This window comes from Salinisphaera sp. G21_0, assembly GCF_017744115.1.
Classification (GTDB): Bacteria; Pseudomonadota; Gammaproteobacteria; order Pseudomonadales; family Endozoicomonadaceae; genus Endozoicomonas.
The window spans coordinates 37590-57216 of record NZ_JAGHQW010000004.1 but is presented as its reverse complement, the minus strand read 5'-3'; the positions used below and the strand labels follow the sequence as shown (position 1 = coordinate 57216).

The following is a 19627-nucleotide window of genomic DNA, read 5'->3' as shown; positions in this document are numbered from 1 at the left end:
TGGAAAAGTCGAAAAATGAACAGTAAAAAAATACCTCTGCCACTCATGGCGGCGATTTCTCTGGTTACCGCCGCTCAGGCAACAACGGCTTCAGAGACATCGGTGACTACCCTGGACCAGATAGTGGTTACCGCCTCCCGGTCAGAATCCAGCGTCTCCAATATTTCGGGGACTGTTCAGGTGATCGGCCAGCAGGAGATCATTCAGCAATCCCAGCCAGGACAGAAGCTGGCGGATGTTCTGGAACAGGTGATTCCCGGGTTTGGGCCCAGTACGCAAACGGTGACAGACAGAACCCAGAGTCTCCGTGGCCGTAGAGCATTGATCCTGATCGATGGCATTGCTCAAACGGAGAACCGTCAGATCAGTCGTCAACTGAACTCTATCCGGCCAGAAAATATTGAACGCATCGAGGTTATCTCTGGTGCCAGTGCGATTTATGGTGGCGGCGCTACCGGCGGGATTATCAATGTGATTACCCGTAAGCCTGAAACCGATGAGTTGCAGTTTGCTTCGGAAGCAGGGTTCAAGGTATCCGGTGATGAACTGACCACCTGGACACTTAACCAGAATATCAGTGGCCGCTCCGGTGATTTTGACTACCTGCTCAGTGGCACCTACGAAAGTCGCGGCGGTATTTTTGATGCAGACGGTAACCGGGTTAACCCTGATCCATCCCAGGTCAGCCGCATGGATACCGATAGCAAAGATGCACTGATTAAACTTGGGTATGACCTGAACGACCAGCAGCGACTGGAGGCAACGCTGCAATTCTTTGATGACCAGATGGATTCTGATTATGCCCCCGACATTTCATCCTTACCGACTGGCAATATTGCCGACTCACCCGCAGCCCTGAAAGGACTTGAGCTGGAAAATCAGCCTTACAGTCAGCGGCAGTCTATTGACCTTGTTTATAAAGACGACGATTTCCTGGGCAATAACCTTCAGGCCCAGACCTACTATCGTGAGCGTGAAGCCCGATTCTTTCCCTATCCCAACGTCATTCGAGGAGTAGGTACATTTATAAACCAATCGACGTCTACCGCTGAGGTTTTTGGAGTAAAACTGAACCTTGACCGTTCGCTGAATAATCAGCTCAAGCTTTCCTACGGCCTTGATTATGATGTGGACGATGGCGAGCAAAGAGGGCAGCTGCATGATTTAGCAAAATATATAGCCAGTGGTGGCAGAGTTATTGAGCCCACAGGCCCAGAGTATGAATATGGTCCTGATGTTGAAACCAAAACCCTTGGGCTTTATTTGCAAACCTCCTATGATTTAACCTCACAGCTGACGCTGAATGGCGGTATCAGGTATGAGCGTGCAAGGCTGGATATCAGTGATCATATGCCTCTCGCTGAAACTTGGATTGCACCACAATTAGGGATAACAAAAACTCCACTGGAAGGTGCCGTTAGAAAATACGACGATACGCTGTTTAATCTTGGCTTCGTCTTCCATCTGAATCAAAGTAATGAACTGTTCGCTAATTACTCACAGGGTTTTGATGTGCCCGATGCGTCGAGAATTCTTCGTAATACGGTCTCCCCGGATAGTGGTCTTCTTAATAACCTGCCACTTCAGAGAACCAATATTTCTGAAGCCAACCTCGATGCCATCAAGACGGATAGTTACGAGCTTGGATGGCGGGGTAACTTTGACAATATCATTGCCAATGTCTCCGTCTTCTACAATGAATCGGACAAAACCATCGCCTTTAATGCGGATCATAATGTAGACCTGCTGGATCAAAAAAGAAAAGTCTACGGTATTGAGGGCGCTATTGAATATTTCCTGAATGATTACTGGTACGTCGGGGGTACTTACGCCTTTACTGAAGGGCGCAGCTATTACAAGGAAATAGGAGAGTGGCTGGATCTGCAAGCGGCGGATGTCTCACCGGAGAAATTTACAACGTTTGTCGCTTATGATCAGGGAGATCTTAATGTCCGTCTGCAATCCATGACCTTCCTGGATTATGACAAGGGGAAAAGTTACAGTTCTTCCAGCCAGACGGTGACAGACCGTGAAATTGATGGATACACAACCGTTGACCTTCTGGTTTCCTATGACCTTCCCATGGGCACCCTTAAAGCAGGCATAACCAACCTGTTGAATGAAGACTACGAGACCGTATACAGCCAGTGGGCAAGGACAACCTACAGTGGTATCAGTGCACACAAGGCTGAAGGTCGAGCCTATAACCTGAGCTACCGGGTCGAGTACTGATAAGGCATCAAGAGCCTGTTGACATTTCGTTGCGGGCTCAGTTTGTCAGGTTACTGATATACGACAGCTTGTTTTTACATTATCAATCAACGAATTCTCTTCTTTTTCGTGGGAGGTGAGCAGGAATCCAGCCGCCCACCGGTCTGGGCTGATTTCAACCGGTTGTGTTTTCCATGGGGTGTCACCCTCCGTCGCTTCTTGTCGAGTTTGTTCAGACGCCACACCCTTATGGTCCCGTCAAGAGAACAGGAAGCCAGCCCCCCATCAGGCAATGCTGTGACGGATTTCACACAAGCTGAATGCCCCTTCAGAATTGCCACACATTGCTGATCGTCGGGCTTGCTCAGATCCCACACTCTTACGCTCAGGTCATAAGGACCCGAGCAGGAAGCCAGACGCCCATCAGGCAATTGCGTGACTGATAACACTATGCCGGTATGACCATTCAGCGTCACCACACATTGCTGGCCGTCGGGCTTGCCCAGATCCCACACCTTTACGGTATGGTCATAACAGCAGGAAGCCAGTTGCCCATCGGCCAATACCGTGACGGACTGCACCCAGTTAGTATGCCCGTTCAGCGTCACCACGCGCTGCTGACCGAGATCCCACACCTTTACGGTCTTGTCATTAGAGCAGGAAGCCAGCCGTCCATCAGGCAATACCGTGACTGAGTTCACCCAGTCGCCATGCCCATGCAGCGTCGCCACGCATTGCTGGCTGTCGGGCTTGCCCAGATCCCACACCTTTACGGTTCGATCATTAGAGCAGGAAGCCAGCCGCCCATCGGGCAATAACGTGACTGAGTTCACCCGATAGGTATGCCCATACAGTGTCGCCACACATTGCTGGCCGTCGGGCTTGCTTAGATCCCACACCTTTACAGTCCCGTCATCAGAACAGGAAGCCAGCCGTCCATCAGGCAATAACGTGACTGAGTTCACCCTTTCAGTATGCCCAATTAGCGTCACCACGCATTTGCGCCGACCTGACCTGCCCAGATCCCACAACTTCACGGCCCGGTCATCAGCACAGGAAGCCAGCAAACCATTGGCCAATGCCGTAACTGAGTTCACACTCCTGTTATGCCCTTTCAGAAATGCCACACAGGCTCTCCTGGCTTTGCCTCCCAGGTCAGCAAAGTATTGATTGCTTACGAATCGATAATAGGCAAGCCGTAATAAACGGTCATGAATTTTATTGCCAGGAACAGCGGGTACCTCCCTGTTTCTGATTATTTTTCTATAGGCTTCAAAGGCAGAGCCATAATATTGAATGGCTAGTTTTTTCAGTTTTTCTTCTGTGTTGAACAGTGTCATTAAACGCTTATTTGTTAAAGCCAGGCTTCTAACATCAACGAAAGACAAGTCGTTAGAAATTTTAACCAGGAGTTCATTTGGCAATACCATCAAAGACGACACCTGTTCCGGATGGACAACCGAAATACCCTCAGTCGTTTTTTCCCCTGTCTGGTTGCCCGATGGATGTGTTTCCCGGGGATAATGAGGGGAAGAACCGTTAGCGTTATCAGCGATACGATTAGCCATGCAGTCTCTGACCAGTGAATAGCTCTAAAGTTCTTTTCCCGGAAATAAAATAATCAGTCTGCTTGAATTCAGGTTATATCACTCCGCCCTGATAAAGAGTAAAACCCTATTCACCTCCTGACCCGACTATAAAAAAATCGTTAACTTAATAAATGAATTAATGAGCGCATGAATCCGGTCCTGAAGACAGAATAAGGGATCAAGACAGGCCACTGCGTGGCAACTTTCATAAGATACCACTGCTATTTTTTACATCTTTAAACGATTTTTCTTCTTTTATGAGGAGGGGAACAAGGAGCCAGCCGTCCATCCATAACTTTCGTTCACCCCGTCGGTGTGCACATTCTACGCCGCCACGCATGGCTACCCTACCCCGTCGGGCTCTCTCAGATCCCATACCTTTACAGTCTTGTCAAAAGAGCATGAAGCCAGCCGCCCACCGGGCAATGACGTAACAAAGACCACCCAGCCGGTATGCCCATGCAGTGTCGCCACACATGGCTCTCCGTCGGGCAAGCTCAGATCCCATACCCTTACTGTCTTGTCAAAAGAGCAGGAAGCTAGCCGCCCATCGGGCAATAACGTGACTGAGTTCACCACGCCGGTATGCTCACGCAGCGTCGCCACGCAGGGCTGCCCGTAAAGATTGCTCAGATCCCACACCTTTACGGTCTTGTCAGAAGAGCAGGAAACCAGCTGCTTACCGGCCAATGGCGCGACTGAGTTCACCCTGTCAATATGCCCATGCAACGTTGCCACGCAGGGAGGCCCCCGGAAATTGCCAAGATCCCACACCTTGACGGTCTCGTCCTCAGAGGAGGAAACCAGCAGCCCATCAGGCAATTGCGTAACTGAGTACACCCATGACTTATGACTATCCAGCGTCGCCACACATTGCTGCCCGTCGGGCTTGTTCAGATCCCAGATCTTTACGGTCCTGTCAGTAGAGCAGGAAGCCAATCGCCCATCGGCCAGTGTCGTAATTGATTTCACACTGCCAGTATGTCCATTCAGCGTCGCCACACATTGCTGCCCGTCGGGCTGGTTCAGATCCCACACCTTCAGGGTCTTGTCATCAGAGCAGGAAACTAGCCGCCCGTCGTACAATGTCGTGACTGAGTTCACCCTGCCAGCATGTCCATTGAGCGTCTCCACACATTGCTGCCCGTCGGGCTGCTTCAGATCCCACACCTTCAGGGTCTTGTCAAAAGAACAGGAAACCAGCCGCCCATCGGCCAACGCCGTGACTGAGCTCACCCTGTCAGTGTGCTCCTTAAGTGTCGCCACGCAGGTTTTTTGGGTATTAATTCCCAGAAACTTCAGGTATTTATTACTTGCGTTTCGATGATCAGTAAGCCCCAGGCAGGAAGTCCGTTGCCCATCGGCTAATGGTGTGACTGAGTTCACCCCGACAGTATGCCTTTTCGTTGCCACCCAGGCTTGCCAGGTATTATTTTCCAGAGAAGCCAGGTATTGATCGCTTAAGCATCGATGATAAGCAAGCCGTAATACCGGGTCATAAATTTCATTGTTCGGAACAGCAGGTATATGTATATCCCGGTCTTCAATCAGTTTTCTATAGGCTTCAAGGTCAGAGCCATAATATTGAAGGGCCAGTTTTTTCAGTTTTTCTTCTGTGTTGAAAAGTGTAATCAAACGCTTACTGGTTGTAGCCAGGTGACTAACATCAACGAAAGACAGGTAGTCAGAAATTTTAATCAGGAGCTCATTTGGCAATGCCAGTAAAGGCGACACCTGTTCCGGAGGAACAACCGAAACCCCCTCTGTCGTTGTGTCTCCTGCCTGGTTACCACACGTGCTTGTTCCCTGGTAGTGGTCAGGGTAAATGGTATCAATATCAGCGATATTTTTTTTCACACCACCTCTGACCGGTAAACAGCCCTAAAGTTCTTTTACCGGAAATGCAAAAATCAGCTTGCCTGAATTCAGGTTATATCACTCGGCCCCGATAAAGAGTTAATCCCTATCCACTTCCCTGCCCGACGATAAAAACGTCGTTAACTCAATAAATAAATGAATTAGTGAATGCAGGAATACGGTCCCGGAAACATGATCAGGACTCAAGGCAGGCCATTGTGCGGCAACTTTCACTTCAGATACCACCGGTAATTTTTACATCATTAAACGATTTTTCTTCTTTTTCGCGGGGGGGAGCAGGAAGTCGGCTGCTCATTCAGCTTTACCATGCATTGCAGCCCGTCTGGCTTGCCCAGGTCCCACAACTTTATGGTCTCGTCAAGAGAGCAGGAAGCCAGTCGCCCACCGGGCAATGGCGTAACAAAGAGCACTTCTTTGGTATGCTCTTTCAGTGTCGCCACACATTGCTGGCCGTTGGGCTTGCTCAGGTCCCACACCTTAATAGTCCCATCATAAGAACAGGAAACCAGCCGCCCATCGGGCAATATCGTAACACAGGTCACCCAACCGGTATGCCCATTCAGCGTCATCACGGAGGTTTGCAGGGGATTACTTTCCAGATATTTATTGCTTACGTAGCGATGATAAGCAAGCCGTAATAAAGGGTCATAAATTTCATTACCCGGAACAGCAGGTATATCCATGTTTTCAATCATTTTTCTATAGGCATCAGAGGCAGAGCCATAATATTGAGCGGCCAGTTTTTTCAGTTTTTCTTCTGAGTTGAAAAGTGTAATTAAACGCTTATTTGTTAAAGAACAGGCATCTAATATCAACCACAGGCAGGTAGTCAGCAATTTCAACCAGGATCTCATCCGGTAATGCCTGTAAAGGTGACATCTGTTGAGGAGGAACAATCGATACCCCCTTCGTAGTTTTTTCTCCCGTCTGGGGATCGGGCGGGTTTGTTACCGGGTATTGGTTAACGGAATTATCAGCCTTAACCGCGATATGTTTACCCATACAGCCTCTAATGAATAGCTCTGAAGTTCTTTTCCCGAAAAGACAATAAAACGTAAGTATTCAGCACCCAGTAAAGAAGTATTGCTGCAATAAGGGAAGGAGTATTGAAGCAGGAAGGTTCTCAGAGCAATCTTAGAATGCCCGATAGGGCGGGGAGTACTTATTGAATCCACATTATGAAAAATGTGGATCATTCCTGCCAAACCCGGTCTTTAAATTTCTACCGGTTACTTCCCGATACAGAAGGACGAAAAGATGCGACCCAGCAGATCATCACTGGAAAAGGTGCCGGTAATTTCTCCCAGGGCTTTCTGAGCAAGGCGAAGGTCCTCGGCGAGCAGCTCACCGGCGCCAAGGTGCTCCAGTTGTTGACGGCCGTTTTCAATATACTCTCCCGCCTGTCGCAACGCTTCCAGGTGGCGACGCCTGGCAGAAAAGCTGCCTTCCATAGCACCTTCAAATCCCATACAGGCTTTCAGGTGCTCCCGGAGAGCACCAACCCCGCGCTCGCTTTTCTGGTTATTACAGGCACAGAGTCGTATAACCGGAACACCATCAACTTCTGAAAACCCGGGCTGCTCGCCGGTAAGGTCGATTTTATTGCGAATGATGGTCAGTTTCTCCTGAACGGGCAAACGGTCGGCAAACTCAGGCCAGATATCATGAGCATGGGTTGCTTCGGTTGATGATCCATCCACCATCAGCAACACCCGGTCAGCCTCTTCAATGGCTTTAAAAGCCCGCTCGACACCAATCTGTTCCACCCGGTCTTCGGTTTCACGCAGACCGGCGGTATCAATCACATGCAGTGGCATGCCATCGATATTGATATGTTCTTTCAATACATCCCGGGTAGTGCCGGCAATATCGGTGACAATGGCCGTGTCCCGGCCAGCCAGAACATTCATCAGGCTGGATTTTCCGGCATTGGGCCGACCGGCAATCACTACGGTCATGCCATCCCTGAGAATCGCGCCCTGGCCCGCTTCACGGATAACCTCACCAAGCTGTTGCGAGATACTGGCCAGCTCACCGGTGACTTTGCCATCGTTCAGGAAATCAATTTCCTCTTCCGGGAAGTCGATAGCGGCCTCAACATAGATTCTCAGTTCGATCAAAGACTCAACCAGTGCATTGACCCGTTGCGAGAAAGCGCCCTGCAGTGAGCGTAAGGCGGAACGTGCCGCCTGCTCGGAAGTGCTGTCGATCAGGTCGGCAATGGCCTCAGCCTGGGCAAGATCCAGTTTGTCATTCAGAAAAGCCCGCTCGGAGAACTCTCCCGGGTTTGCCTGACGGACGCCAAGCGCCAGAATGCGTTTCAGCAGCAGATCAAGGATGATGGGGCCACCATGGCCCTGAAGCTCAAGCACATCCTCACCGGTAAAGGAGTTGGGGTTGGGAAAATATAGCGCGATGCCTTCATCCAGAATCTGGCCACAGGCATCATGAAATGGGGTGTAGTGGGCAAAGCGCGGTTTAGGCTCCAGCTTCAGTACTTCTCTTGCCACACGCAGGGCATCAGGACCCGACACCCGAATAATACCCACGCCTCCACGACCGGGGGCTGTGGCCTGGGCGACAATGGTATCCTGGTGAAGGTTGCTGAAATCAGACATAACGAGCCATCGGTAACTGCTAAAACGATGGCATAGTCTATGCCCGGTGCCTGTTTTAGTACAGGATCATGAGCTTATCCTGCGGGGCAGTTTCAACTGGCTGTTGTCACGGAGCTTGTTGATATCTCTGTTGATAAAAGCATCCGGGTTGAGTTTATAGAGGTCCTTCATCAAGGATGTCCAGTTGTCATAGTCCGGATACAGAGGTAACAGTTTAATCGCCACCATGCTGATGGTATAGCCTTCAGGGACCTTGTATACCGGAGTCTTTCCGGTTCTGGACAGCAGTGAGTTACTGATTTTGTTGTATGAAGGGGCGGTCACATTCCCTGTGGTTTCCTCAGGCGGTCTTACGCTGAGGGGTTCCCCTTGAATACGCTCCACCGGTTTGGATGATGTCGATGTGCCATCCATAGAGTGTTTGGGGGATTGTTTCTCTGGTAGCTGCAACACAGTCCCTTTTCTGATTGCACCAATATCATTATTTACAAACAGTGAGGGGTTTAGCTTTGCCAGTTCCTGGAGTAAGTCATACCAGCTGTCGAACTGTGGATAATCGGGTATCAACTTATGGGCAATGGCAGCAAGACTCTGACTTGCAGTGACCTTATAAATAGTTTCTGCTGTCTGCTGCACCGGCTGCTCTGCAGGCATTGATGGCATTTTTCGGTCCAGCTTTGCCAACGTCTGATGCGTTTTTTCCGGCTTACGGTAAATATCGGTATTTGCTGTCTGCGCTTCTGCTTGCTCCGAAGTGGGAGAGAACCTCTGCTCTTGCTTTGCTAACGCCTGATGTGTTTTTTTCGGCTGATTGCTTTTCGTATCAGATGTCTGTGCTGCTGATGACTGCTGAGCGGCAGCGGCCCTCTTTTTGGCTATTTCTGCTAACTTCTGCCGTAATTCCTGCCGCTTACGGTGACTATCAGCGTTTGATCTCTTTATTTCTGGCTGCTGCTCGGCCAACTCCTGATTTTCCGCCTCAATCTCAACAGCACCGGCATCGGGCATGATCAGTATTTCATTCGCCCGTAGCCTGTTTGGATTACCGTCAGTGAAAGCCCCGGGGTTCATATAGACGATCTGTTGCATCACCCCTCGCCATCCAGTGGGATGGGGATATTTATACTGCATTCTCCAGGCAATCGTACTGACATTGTCGCCAGCCGCTACTCTATAGAGATGATCATTTTGACGGGCATCAGGGAGGTTTAGCAGGGTTCCTGCGGGTATCTTGTTGATATCACCGCCGATAAATGCATCAAGGTTATTTCTCACCAGACCTTTCATTATCCACCGCCAGCCCATCGAGCCGGGGTCAGCCTTGCTTAGCCTCATGGCGATAGTGCTTAGCGTGTCACCTTTGGCAACCCGGTAAGTTTTCTGTCCTGCCATCAAATTGCCACGGGGCATGGCTTTATCAAGACGATCAGAATGACCGGCGTCAGGGAGGTTTAACAGGGTTCCTACACGTATCTTGTTAATATCACCGCCAATAAATACACCGGGGTTACTGCTTACCAGACCTTTCATTACCTCTCGCCAGCTGCCCGGATAAGCGTTGCTTAGCTTCATGGCTATAGAGCTTAGACTTTCACCTTTGGCAACGCGGTAAGTTTTCTGCCCTGCCATAGAAGAGGGTTGAGCATCGTTACGGTTGATCCTTCCGGTAAATACGTTATCTGCTGTCCCGGATGGACGGTTTTCCCTGGCCTGCTTATATCCATTCATTTTCTTACGTAATGCTGCCAATGCCTGTGTTTTGGCAACATCACCAGAGGTCTTTGACGGTGAGGTATCCTGATGAACCGATTGGTCGGAAGAATGGTTCGGTTCCTGTTCATACGACTTCAGTTTGCTGCTTAATGCGGCCAACGCCTGCTTCTTGGCACTGTCACCGGGTGTTTTTGCCGGGACGTTATTCTTGACAACCTGAGGCTTTTTCCCGCCCTTGATATCTAACAGGTTAAAAGCAATGTGTCGCCCATTGTTACCGGGACGAATTTCATAAACACCATAGGCCTTTTTTCTTCCCGCCGAAAACCTGACCACAGCCGTCAGTTGCCTGGCATTGATGTCACGGGTCGAGCGAGCCCTGAGCACCGTTTCTCTGTTGTTATTCGCCGTTATATCAAACTGAAGACCTGCAACCTGCTGATTATAATCGATGCCTTGTCGGTAATAGTCGGTAATTGAGCCCAACTGAACCTTAAGGTTGTCTTTGCCGGCAAGGCCTTCTGGCAGGTCTTTGATGATAATTGTTGAGTTTAACGAGTGGCTGACCGTCGAAGGTGCTTGCCTGTGTTGACTGTGCGCAACGTTGGTCTTGCCCTTGGCAGTGTCAGATGTTTTTACCGAAGCCCATGACGGTTGGTCGATGACCTGATTGTTTTCCCGGAGATGTCCTGGCAGTTGTAACTGCGCATTAACCCGCAGTTTATTGATATCGCCATTGATGAAGGCCTCTGGGTTCAGAGAGGCCAGCTGGTTCATCAGTGTTCGCCAGTTGGCCACCTCCGGATACCGGGGCAGCAACTCCATGGCAATGCCACTGATACTTTGTCCCGCCTTGACCCGGTAATGCCCGGCGGAAGACATCGTAAGAAAGTCTGCGTCTGAAGCGGTAATACTGGTCTCAGAGGGTAATGGCTGAGCCGTAGCGTAGGGCTGTCGGGCTTTGGCGGTTGTGATCGGCTGTTCAGGCTGATGGTCAGCGTTAAGCAGATTTAAGGTAACCTGCTGTTCGTTACCGGGCGTTAACTTGAAATTATAGATCCCATATATTTTCTGACTCCCCACCGTCAACTTGATCACAGCCTTCAGTTCGCTGGAGGTAATTTCCCGAACCGAGCGAACCTTGATCAGCGGCTTGCCATCGCTATCCCTGGCCACTTTAAACCGCAGACTGGAGACCTGCTTGTCATACTCAATATTATGCCGGGAAAATTCGGTAATAGACCCAAGCTTTACCTTCAGCTTCTTGTTGGTAAGTTCTGACGGCAGAGCATCAATGGCAATGGTCGCATTGAATAGTTGGTACTGATCAGTACCAATAGTCATGTACCCCAGCTCAGGATTGGCTGATGCGCTCCCGATAACACTGCTTACTATGGCTGTGCTTATCAGTTTTTTAATCATGTTGCTGATCTTTTCCAGTTAGCCCAACGTGGGAAGGCCAAGTTACTAACTGTTTATCGGTTCAGCCCAGAGCAACTGTAGAAAATTCAGACGCTATTTTTTACCGCATCAGAATGAGTATGGGCAGGCTCTTTTCAGGATAGGGTTTTATCAAAGCGAGGTTGAGGAGAAGAGGGAGAGCGAAGCAGCTTTAACCGGGAAAGCTGCTTCGCGAAAGGCTTAGCCTTCTTGTTCGATTTTCCGGGTAATAATGTACTGCTGGATAATCGACAGCACGTTGTTGGTCACCCAGTACAGAACCAGACCCGCCGGGAAGAACAGGAAAAAGAAGGTGAAGATCACCGGCATCATCTTCATCACTTTAGCCTGCACAGGATCTGGCGGTGTCGGGTTCAGCATCTGCTGAATGAACATCGAAGCCCCCATGATCAGTGGCAGGATAAAGTACGGATCCATCTGGGACAGGTCGTGAATCCAGCCCAGCCATGGAGCCTGACGCAACTCCACCGACTCCAGCAGAGTCCAGTACAGGGCAATGAACACCGGCATCTGGACCAGAATCGGCAGACAGCCCCCCATCGGGTTGACCTTCTCTTTCTTGTACAGCTCCATCATGGCCTGAGACATTTTCTGGCGATCATCGCCATACTTCTCTTTCATCTCCTGAAGCTTGGGCCCCAGTTTGCGCATTTTCGCCATGGACCGGAAACTGGTGGCATTCAATGGATAGAATACCGCCTTGACCAGTACTGTCAGCAGAATGATGGACCAGCCCCAGTTGCCAACCAGAGAGTGAATCCACTTCAGGATGGTGAACAGTGGCTGCGCCAGGAACCAGAGCATGCCGTAGTCAACGGTCAGCTCAAGACCATCGGACAGAGACTTCAGGTTTTCCTGGTTCTTTGGGCCAACATACAAAGTGGCACCGGTCTCGATGGTTTCACCAGGCTGGGCCACCATGGCATCGTCATAGAAGCCGACGAAGTTGTAGCCATCTTTGTTCTGCTTGGTGTAATACTGATGGGCTTTCTGCTGATCAGGAACCCAGGCACTGACAAAGTAGTGCTGGAGCATGGCGGCATAACCACCCTGAACCCGCTCAGCGAATGCCTTATCAGCAAAATCATCAAAAGGCAGCTTGGCGTAAGGCTCATCATTAGAGCGAACCGCCGCGCCCAGATAAGTGTTCATTGGCGCTTTGGAGTTAAGCTGACTTGGATCTTCTGAATTATCCCGCTTCAGCTGGGCATAAAACTGATCACGCCACACCTTATTGCTGTTATTGATCACCTGGTAATGAACAGCAACATCGTAGCGGTCACGATAGAAGGTGAAGGTTTTGGTAATGTCGACGCCATCCATGGTTTTATGGAGGTCAACGGTCAACGTGTTCTCACCATCCTCAAGCGTGTAATTGGCCTGCTTTACCTGGTAAACCCCGCGAAGATTGTTCGCGTCCGGGCCATCGGTTTTTGCCAGCGCACTCTGTGCAGTGAATACACAGGTGGTTTCTCCCTGACAGTCCGGGCTGTTCACCAGAAGCTGGAAAGGCACCGTTGGCTCACCTTCTTCCGGCAACCATGCCGGGTATTGTGGCAGGGTCAGGCTGATGATATCGCCACCGGCAGGGTCAATCAGCGCATCAATGGTATTGGTCCTGACGCTGATAAGCTGGGCAGAAGGTTTTACCGCACCATCGTCGGTGGCGGGAATAGCGTTGCCATCAGTCATCGACGGCAGATCGGAACCAGCTTGACTGCTGGATACGGAGTGAGCGACGGATGCCGACTTCGGCGTACCGGGATAGTCTTCATTCCATTGCTGCAGTGTTAAAACACCAACTACAGCAATAGCGCCGATCAGGAGTGTTCTTTGGAAATCCATGAGTTCCGGGCCACACATTCAGGTGAATGAATATGATTGTCTGATTGTGTCCGATGATCACCAGAATCTTTTTCCGGTACCGGGTCAAATCCTCCTGGATGCCAGGGGTGGCACCTCAGTAGTCGGAGCAAGATAAGCTTGCTACCAGTCAGAAAACCATGACGATTTAAGGCTTCCAGGCCGTAGGCAGAGCAAGAGGGGTAAAAGCGGCACCGGCTGGGCATCAGAGGACTTAGCGCATAGCGATATATCCTGATCAGTCCGGTCAGAAATGACCGGGGGATAGTTGCTAATCTGCCCATAAATGCCTTCATTTTGTCAGTGCCTTTAGTCCTGTAGAAAGCCCTTGGCTCTATAGCAAGCCTTCAGCCAGATCAAAGCCTTATTGCTTATTAACATGCCCTGTGCGGGCAACAGCCCCAGACAGTCGATACTCAACTGCGGCTGTTTATATAAGAAAGCTTTCTGAGCCTGGTCGAGCCGAACAGGAAAAACCCCGGGGCTTCCTGTTAACTCTGGCATTTTCTTCAGGTTGGATATCAACGCGATGCCGACGCTTCCCATTCGTGCAGCCTTCGTTTCAACCTTTGCCACTGCTGGTTGAGTAGCTGGTTCAGGTCACTGTCATTCAGATCACTGAAACCTTTCCGGACCAGAACGACAATATCCAGGTTACCGACTTCATCCTGTTGCAGACGAAAGGTTTCCCGGATATGGCGTTTGGCCCGGTTTCGGCCAACGGCAGTACGAATATTTTTTTTGGCAACCACCAGACCCAGTCTTGCCCGGCCAAGCTCATTGGCTTTTGCCAGTATCAGAAGCTGTCTGCTGGATACCTTGATATCCGTTGTATCAAATACCTGTTTGAAATCAGCCGAGGAGCGTAGCCGTGATGCACGGCTAAAAGATAAGCTCACACTGATGCTCTCTTTATTAGCTACGGCGTTTAGCCACAGGCATTGATCAGGCTGACAGACGCTTGCGTCCCTTAGCTCGACGACGGTTGATTACCGCACGGCCGTTCTTGGTAGCCATGCGCGCACGGAAGCCGTGGTTACGCTTGCGCTTCAGGTTGCTTGGCTGGAAAGTTCTTTTCATCGTGGTTACTCGTCTTAATGGACTTACAAAAGACGGGCATTCTAAGTAATTGCTGGGTTAGCGTCAATTTGCATTTGTCAAGAAGCACCGCATTACCACCCGTTGTTTCTCCCTACACTTCCTTCGCTCTTTCCGTCCCGGGTTGATGATCACCGCCGTAAAGCTGGGTTTCAATTTTTTCCCGACTGGCTCTGCCCTGCATTGCACGAATTTTCTGCAGGTTGCCCAAAGGGGTGGCCTTAGCGATCCGATTGTTTAATACACCATCATTTTTCAGGCGGTTGCGCCATTCATTGAACTTGTTGGCAGCATCGTAAAACGCGGCCGACAATGCCCTGATCCGCCGGATCTCCTCGGTACCATCAGCAGGGTGCAGGTCCCGGGCAATATCTCCGTAGATATGCCCAAGCATTGACAGATAGGAAGCGGTGGTAAACGTCATGGACAGACTGTGCTCAAAATCAGTTAACTGCTGTTCGGCTGTCTCCAGCGGATGATCCTGCCATCGCTGTTTGAGATCCTCCAGGGCCAACGGTTCTGCATGGAGAAAACAGAGCCAGTTTAATGATTTATCGATCACCAGATTACGCAGTGCATCACGGGCCACACTGACGTCGGCGGTCAGGGGAATGCGCTCACTCCGGGCCAGCCCGAACTGGGCAAGCAGGGGGCTTTGCTGGGGGATTACAGAGAATTCAATGGTCTTCTCCCCTGCCTGCACTGACTGACTTAAAAACTGCAAATGCTGGCGGTTATTGGCCAGCCCCCGCAGGCGCCACAAATCCAGCCGGGCGATGGTGGCTTGCTGAAAATCCCAGTTGACTTTCTTATTGGCTTCCAGGAGCAACCCATAGGCCTGATCGTACCCCTGGCAGTATACGGCATGGGTAACCGACAGACTCAGGATCGCCATATCGTATTGTGTAAGCCATTGGGTTTGACGTTGCGGAACAACCGCCAGGGGAATATCCACTGTCGGCCGGTTTTCAGCACCAACTGCTTTATTTGCCCTGCCTGCTTTGTGGCTGTCGGCTGCTGAACGCTCTTTGCCGCCCCTGGAGCCCGCTCTTTTATGTTTGGACCGCTTGCCTTTGTTTTTATTTCTGGGGGCTACAGCGGATGACCGTTTTGGCATGTCATCACTCAGTAGCCAGTCATCGTTTAATGCAGGGGAATTCACCACTGAACTGGCTTCAGCACTTAACTCCAGGCTGTCGCGGACCTCGGCCAGCTCACTCTGCAGCTTGACTGCACCTAAACGTCCATAGTGTTCCAGCACATCATTGAGTAAACCGGAAATTTTCAACAGGTCCGGTTCCCTGGATTTTAACAACAGCAGAGCCAGCTTCAGCTTGCCGGCTTCCACACCACGCATAATGGCTGATTCAATACTGGCAATGGCTTCTTCAGTATTCGCATTTTCTTTACTCATCTGGAGTGAGCCAAGCAGCCAGAAAGCTTCAGGAAAACGGGATAACCGGGCCTGAGCAATGGCCTTGTCGAGCTGTCCATCCAGATAAAAGATCAGGCTTTTCAGGTAATATCTCATGTCATCATTCTCGACTCTGGCAACACTATCCTCACAGGCATAATTGATCAGAAACTCCATAAGGGCATACAGCGCCGGATTATCCTGGCCATCGTTACAGGCCGCTTTCTGCGAATTTACCAATAGTTCTTTGACGGATGACAGCGAGCGGTTCTGGTACAGAGTCTGCAAAGCGATCAGGCCAATGTCCGGCGAGCAGAATCCGCTTTGCCAGAAACCAAGACAGTAGAACGCATACTCGAGCGTACAGGTCTCATCGAATTCGCCAACGCCCATAAAATCCTTTCTTATGCCCTTGACGTCCCGGATCGTGGTGGTGGTTAATTCAAGCAAATGCGCTTTTATCTGCTGCCATTGAGTGGGCACATCCTCAGCATCCTGTTCCAGGCGGAATATCGGGTCTGAGGTAACCAGTTGTTCAACAATGTCATACAGCTTTTCACATTTGGCAATATCAAGACTGTAACAGCGGATATTCCCCAACGAAGTCATGATTTGGCCAAACAGAATCTTCGACAATCTCTGATCGTCCATGGTGGGATCATCGGCCGAATAGAGGCAGGACATACGCAGCCGGGCTCTCTCTTTATCAATCTCCCGGATTAGGCCATCATCCAAAAGAGCGACCACCTTGCGGTTGATAACCAGAGTGTTAGCACTTCGACCTCTATCAGAAATTACCAGCAGGCTCAGATACCAGATACACATAATAAACAGCTCTTGCTGTTCATCAGGAGTATCTGGCTGGTAACTGAGCAAACACTCCACAAGCTGATCGTCATAATGGCACATCTGCTGTTCCAATCCGTGGAGCTTGCAGTTGTTCCTCATCGATGGATCCAAACTCAACGCATCCTGCACGAATAGGCAGTTAAAACACCAACGCTGAATCCTCTCAGAGAACATTGACAAGTTTTTGTCCTTGGCAATTTGACCGATTTCCAGGGTCAACTTTGGAATCATTTTACGGAACAGATTGATTTTACTCTGCAATTGAGTCCTATGCAGGCCACAATAGTACCCGATTGGCTCAAATCCCCCGTATGTCGGCATAAATTCCATTTCTAACAAAGGATTTATCTTGTACCGGTTCAGCTGAAAATCGGTTCCCTTTGAGATCTGCCTGAATCCATTCCTACCTTCCCGGGCAGTCGAGTTTATATTGGCCACGGACTGCTCGGGCAGCTTCTTTTCTGTTTGACTGGCATCCTTCACACATCGCCCGAAAGCACCCTGGCTAGCCAAGTGCCCTGTGACCTCATTGTTGGCCATGGGCATTTGTGCCTCCAGCACAGCCGTCAGCCTTGATAGCGGATCTAACATAATGAATGAATTTTATTTTGTTGGTATGACCTTGTTGAACACCCTGTTCAAGTTAGTACAAAAGATCAAATAATGTTAATCACCAGGCCGCGATTCATAGATATATAAATAGATAAGTTATCTCTTATGTGATGTGTTTTTGATTTTAATGTAATTATTTAGGCAGGGTTTTTCTGTGGATAACTCCGTTTATGCCAGTTATCACCTGCCTTTAAGGATGTGTGCTTTTTTGTAGAAATCCCGGAGGTATGTTGTTGTTTTGGTCTTGATGTCTTGTGGATAACTACGACTGTTATCCACAGATCGCTTGTTATTCAATTTACCCACAGGAAAATCATAAGGTTTATTGCCATTCATAAACGGACCTACCCACAGGGTGCAGTGAGCAATATTTTCCTCCGCATTATGGCTGTTTTATTTTCAACTCATTGAATTATAAGGATATTGTTTCTAATGGATGATCTGTTGTCCTATTTTGCAGGTGTGGATAACTTTTTCCAGAAAGGATACAATTCCCTTTTGTCTATCCAATCGTTATTTCATACCTGAAGGTCTTCAGCAGGCTGTCTGACCGGCTTCAGTGATACCCGTATCAAACCTTGATTCTGATCCTTATCTATATCCGGAGATGGGTGGGAGAGCGGGAGAGTAGGAGAGTAGGAGAGTGCCTGTGCCCCTTGAGCTGTGGCAAAAATGTATCGATATCCTGCAGGATGAGCTGTCTTCTCAGCAATTCAATACCTGGATTCGCCCTTTGAAAGTGATGGGGGACGAACACGATTTGTGTTTACTGGCTCCCAACCGGTTCGTTGCCGACTGGGTGAAAGAGAAGTTTTTGCCAAGAATCGAAGAGATTCTGGATGAACTGTCCGATGGGGACTCTCCAGCCGTAGCGTTGGCGGTGTCCAATCGTCGGCCCCCCTCACTGAGCAAGCGGTCTGCACGGCCAAGAGAGCCTCAGCTCAGGGAAGTGCCTCCCAGAGAGGTTCAGCCTGCGGCAACGGTGACCGTTTCTGAGAAACCCATTGAGAACCCGCTGAAACAGGCCGCTATTGAGCGTTCAGTGGTCACCCATGAGCTGGTTTCGGCTTTAACGGTAGCGCAGGACAACACCCCGGAGCCGGATCTGGTATCAGACTCCGGTTTTCAGGAAGATGACAGCAGGCAGACAGAAGAGCCCGCCCAGATCAAGGTAAACCCGCTGAAAGAGTCGGCGAGTACTGCGGCTGAAGAGCCCGTTGCCCCGGTGCGGCAGGTTGAAGTTGAAGGGTCTATCAAGCATCACAGTTCGCTGAACACTGGTTTCACTTTTGAAACCTTTGTTGAGGGTAAATCAAACCAGCTGGCCCTGGCGGCCGCTCGGCAGGTGGCAGAAAACCCCGGCGCTTCCTACAACCCGCTGTTCTTGTACGGTGGTGTTGGTCTGGGTAAAACTCACTTGATGCATGCGGTGGGTAATTTCCTGGTCAAGCAGAACCGTAATGCCAGAGTCGTTTATTTACACTCCGAGCGCTTTGTTGCGGACATGGTGAAAGCACTGCAGCTGAATGCTATTAATGATTTTAAAAAGTACTATCGTTCGGTTGATGCGCTACTGATTGATGATATCCAGTTCTTTGCCGGTAAAGAGCGTTCACAGGAAGAGTTTTTTCACACCTTCAATGCGTTGCTGGAAGGTGGTCAGCAGATGATTCTGACCTGTGACCGTTACCCAAAGGAGATCAGCGGTGTTGAAGAACGGCTGAAGTCACGATTTGGCTGGGGTTTAACGGTAGCCGTTGAGCCGCCAGAGCTGGAAACCCGCGTTGCCATTTTGATGAAAAAGGCAGAACAGCAGAAAGTTGAACTGCCCCATGAAGCCGCCTTCTTTATTGCCCAGAGAATCCGTTCCAATGTGCGTGAACTCGAAGGTGCCCTGAAACGGGTGATCGCCAGCGCGCACTTTATGGGACGCCGTATTGATATTGATCTGATCCGCGAGTCCCTGAAAGACCTGTTGGCTTTACAGGATAAACAGGTCAGTATAGATAATATCCAGAGGACGGTTGCTGAGTACTACAAGATCAAAGTGGCGGATATTCTTTCCAAGCGTCGCAGTCGTTCTGTGGCAAGGCCAAGGCAAATCGCCATGGCACTCTCCAAAGAGTTGACCAGTCATAGTTTGCCCGAGATTGGTGATGCCTATGGCGGACGTGATCATACCACCGTTCTTCACGCTTGCCGTAAAGTAAAAGAACTGGTCGAAGTGGATAACGAGATCAAAAGCGATTACAAAAACCTGTTGCGCTCACTGACAAGTTAATTCCACCTTATTCAACCTCATAAAAAGGTGAATACCTTTT

General features: G+C 49.9%; 13 protein-coding genes. 2 read left to right on the top strand and 11 right to left on the bottom strand.

The window, feature by feature from the left end; all coding sequences use genetic code 11:
• Positions 1-15 precede the first annotated feature (15 nt).
• Positions 16-2232, top strand: a complete 2217-nt coding sequence (locus J7439_RS02970; RefSeq protein ID WP_209200276.1) for a TonB-dependent receptor — start codon at positions 16-18, stop codon at positions 2230-2232.
• Between the two features lie 86 nt (positions 2233-2318).
• On the opposite strand, the gene J7439_RS02965 is transcribed toward J7439_RS02970, so the two are convergent.
• The 11 genes from J7439_RS02965 to J7439_RS02915 form a co-directional block, all read right to left on the bottom strand.
• Positions 2319-3779: a WD40 repeat domain-containing protein gene (locus J7439_RS02965; RefSeq protein WP_209200275.1), complete on the bottom strand. Its 1461-nt coding sequence runs from the start codon at positions 3777-3779 to the stop codon at positions 2319-2321.
• A gap of 363 nt (positions 3780-4142) precedes the next feature.
• Entirely contained in the window at positions 4143-5657 is a 1515-nt protein-coding gene (locus J7439_RS02960; protein WP_209200274.1) for an F-box/WD repeat-containing protein, read from the bottom strand.
• Between the two features lie 263 nt (positions 5658-5920).
• Positions 5921-6361, bottom strand: a complete 441-nt coding sequence (locus J7439_RS02955; protein ID WP_209200273.1) for a WD40 repeat domain-containing protein — start codon at positions 6359-6361, stop codon at positions 5921-5923.
• Positions 6362-6461: 100 nt separating this feature from the next.
• Positions 6462-6680 (bottom strand): F-box protein, encoded by a 219-nt coding sequence (locus tag J7439_RS02950; protein ID WP_209200272.1) that lies wholly within the window; start codon positions 6678-6680, stop codon positions 6462-6464.
• A gap of 227 nt (positions 6681-6907) precedes the next feature.
• Positions 6908-8296 (bottom strand): tRNA uridine-5-carboxymethylaminomethyl(34) synthesis GTPase MnmE, encoded by a 1389-nt coding sequence (gene mnmE, locus J7439_RS02945; RefSeq protein ID WP_209200271.1) that lies wholly within the window; start codon positions 8294-8296, stop codon positions 6908-6910.
• Positions 8297-8362: 66 nt separating this feature from the next.
• Entirely contained in the window at positions 8363-11431 is a 3069-nt protein-coding gene (locus J7439_RS02940; RefSeq protein WP_209200270.1) for a FimV/HubP-related protein, read from the bottom strand.
• Between the two features lie 219 nt (positions 11432-11650).
• A complete protein-coding gene (yidC, locus tag J7439_RS02935) occupies positions 11651-13315 on the bottom strand; it encodes a membrane protein insertase YidC (RefSeq protein ID WP_209200269.1) in 1665 nt (554 codons plus the stop codon).
• Positions 13291-13617 (bottom strand): membrane protein insertion efficiency factor YidD, encoded by a 327-nt coding sequence (gene yidD, locus J7439_RS02930; protein WP_209200268.1) that lies wholly within the window; start codon positions 13615-13617, stop codon positions 13291-13293. The genes yidC and yidD overlap by 25 nt, the downstream gene beginning before the upstream one ends.
• 237 nt (positions 13618-13854) lie before the next feature.
• On the bottom strand, positions 13855-14232 hold the full coding sequence (rnpA, locus tag J7439_RS02925; RefSeq protein ID WP_209200267.1) for a ribonuclease P protein component: 378 nt from the start codon (positions 14230-14232) through the stop codon (positions 13855-13857).
• Between the two features lie 46 nt (positions 14233-14278).
• The gene (gene rpmH / locus J7439_RS02920; RefSeq protein ID WP_081622094.1) at positions 14279-14413 is read right to left on the bottom strand and encodes a 50S ribosomal protein L34; all 135 of its coding nucleotides are present in this window, start codon (positions 14411-14413) and stop codon (positions 14279-14281) included.
• A gap of 112 nt (positions 14414-14525) precedes the next feature.
• On the bottom strand, positions 14526-16805 hold the full coding sequence (locus tag J7439_RS02915; RefSeq protein ID WP_209200266.1) for a hypothetical protein: 2280 nt from the start codon (positions 16803-16805) through the stop codon (positions 14526-14528).
• A 1144-nt stretch (positions 16806-17949) separates the two neighbouring features.
• Between J7439_RS02915 and dnaA the strand changes: the two genes are divergently transcribed.
• Positions 17950-19587 carry a chromosomal replication initiator protein DnaA gene (gene dnaA, locus J7439_RS02910; protein ID WP_209200265.1) on the top strand — a complete coding sequence of 546 codons (1638 nt, stop codon included), beginning with the start codon at positions 17950-17952 and terminating at the stop codon, positions 19585-19587.
• The last annotated feature ends 40 nt before the right edge of the window (positions 19588-19627 follow it).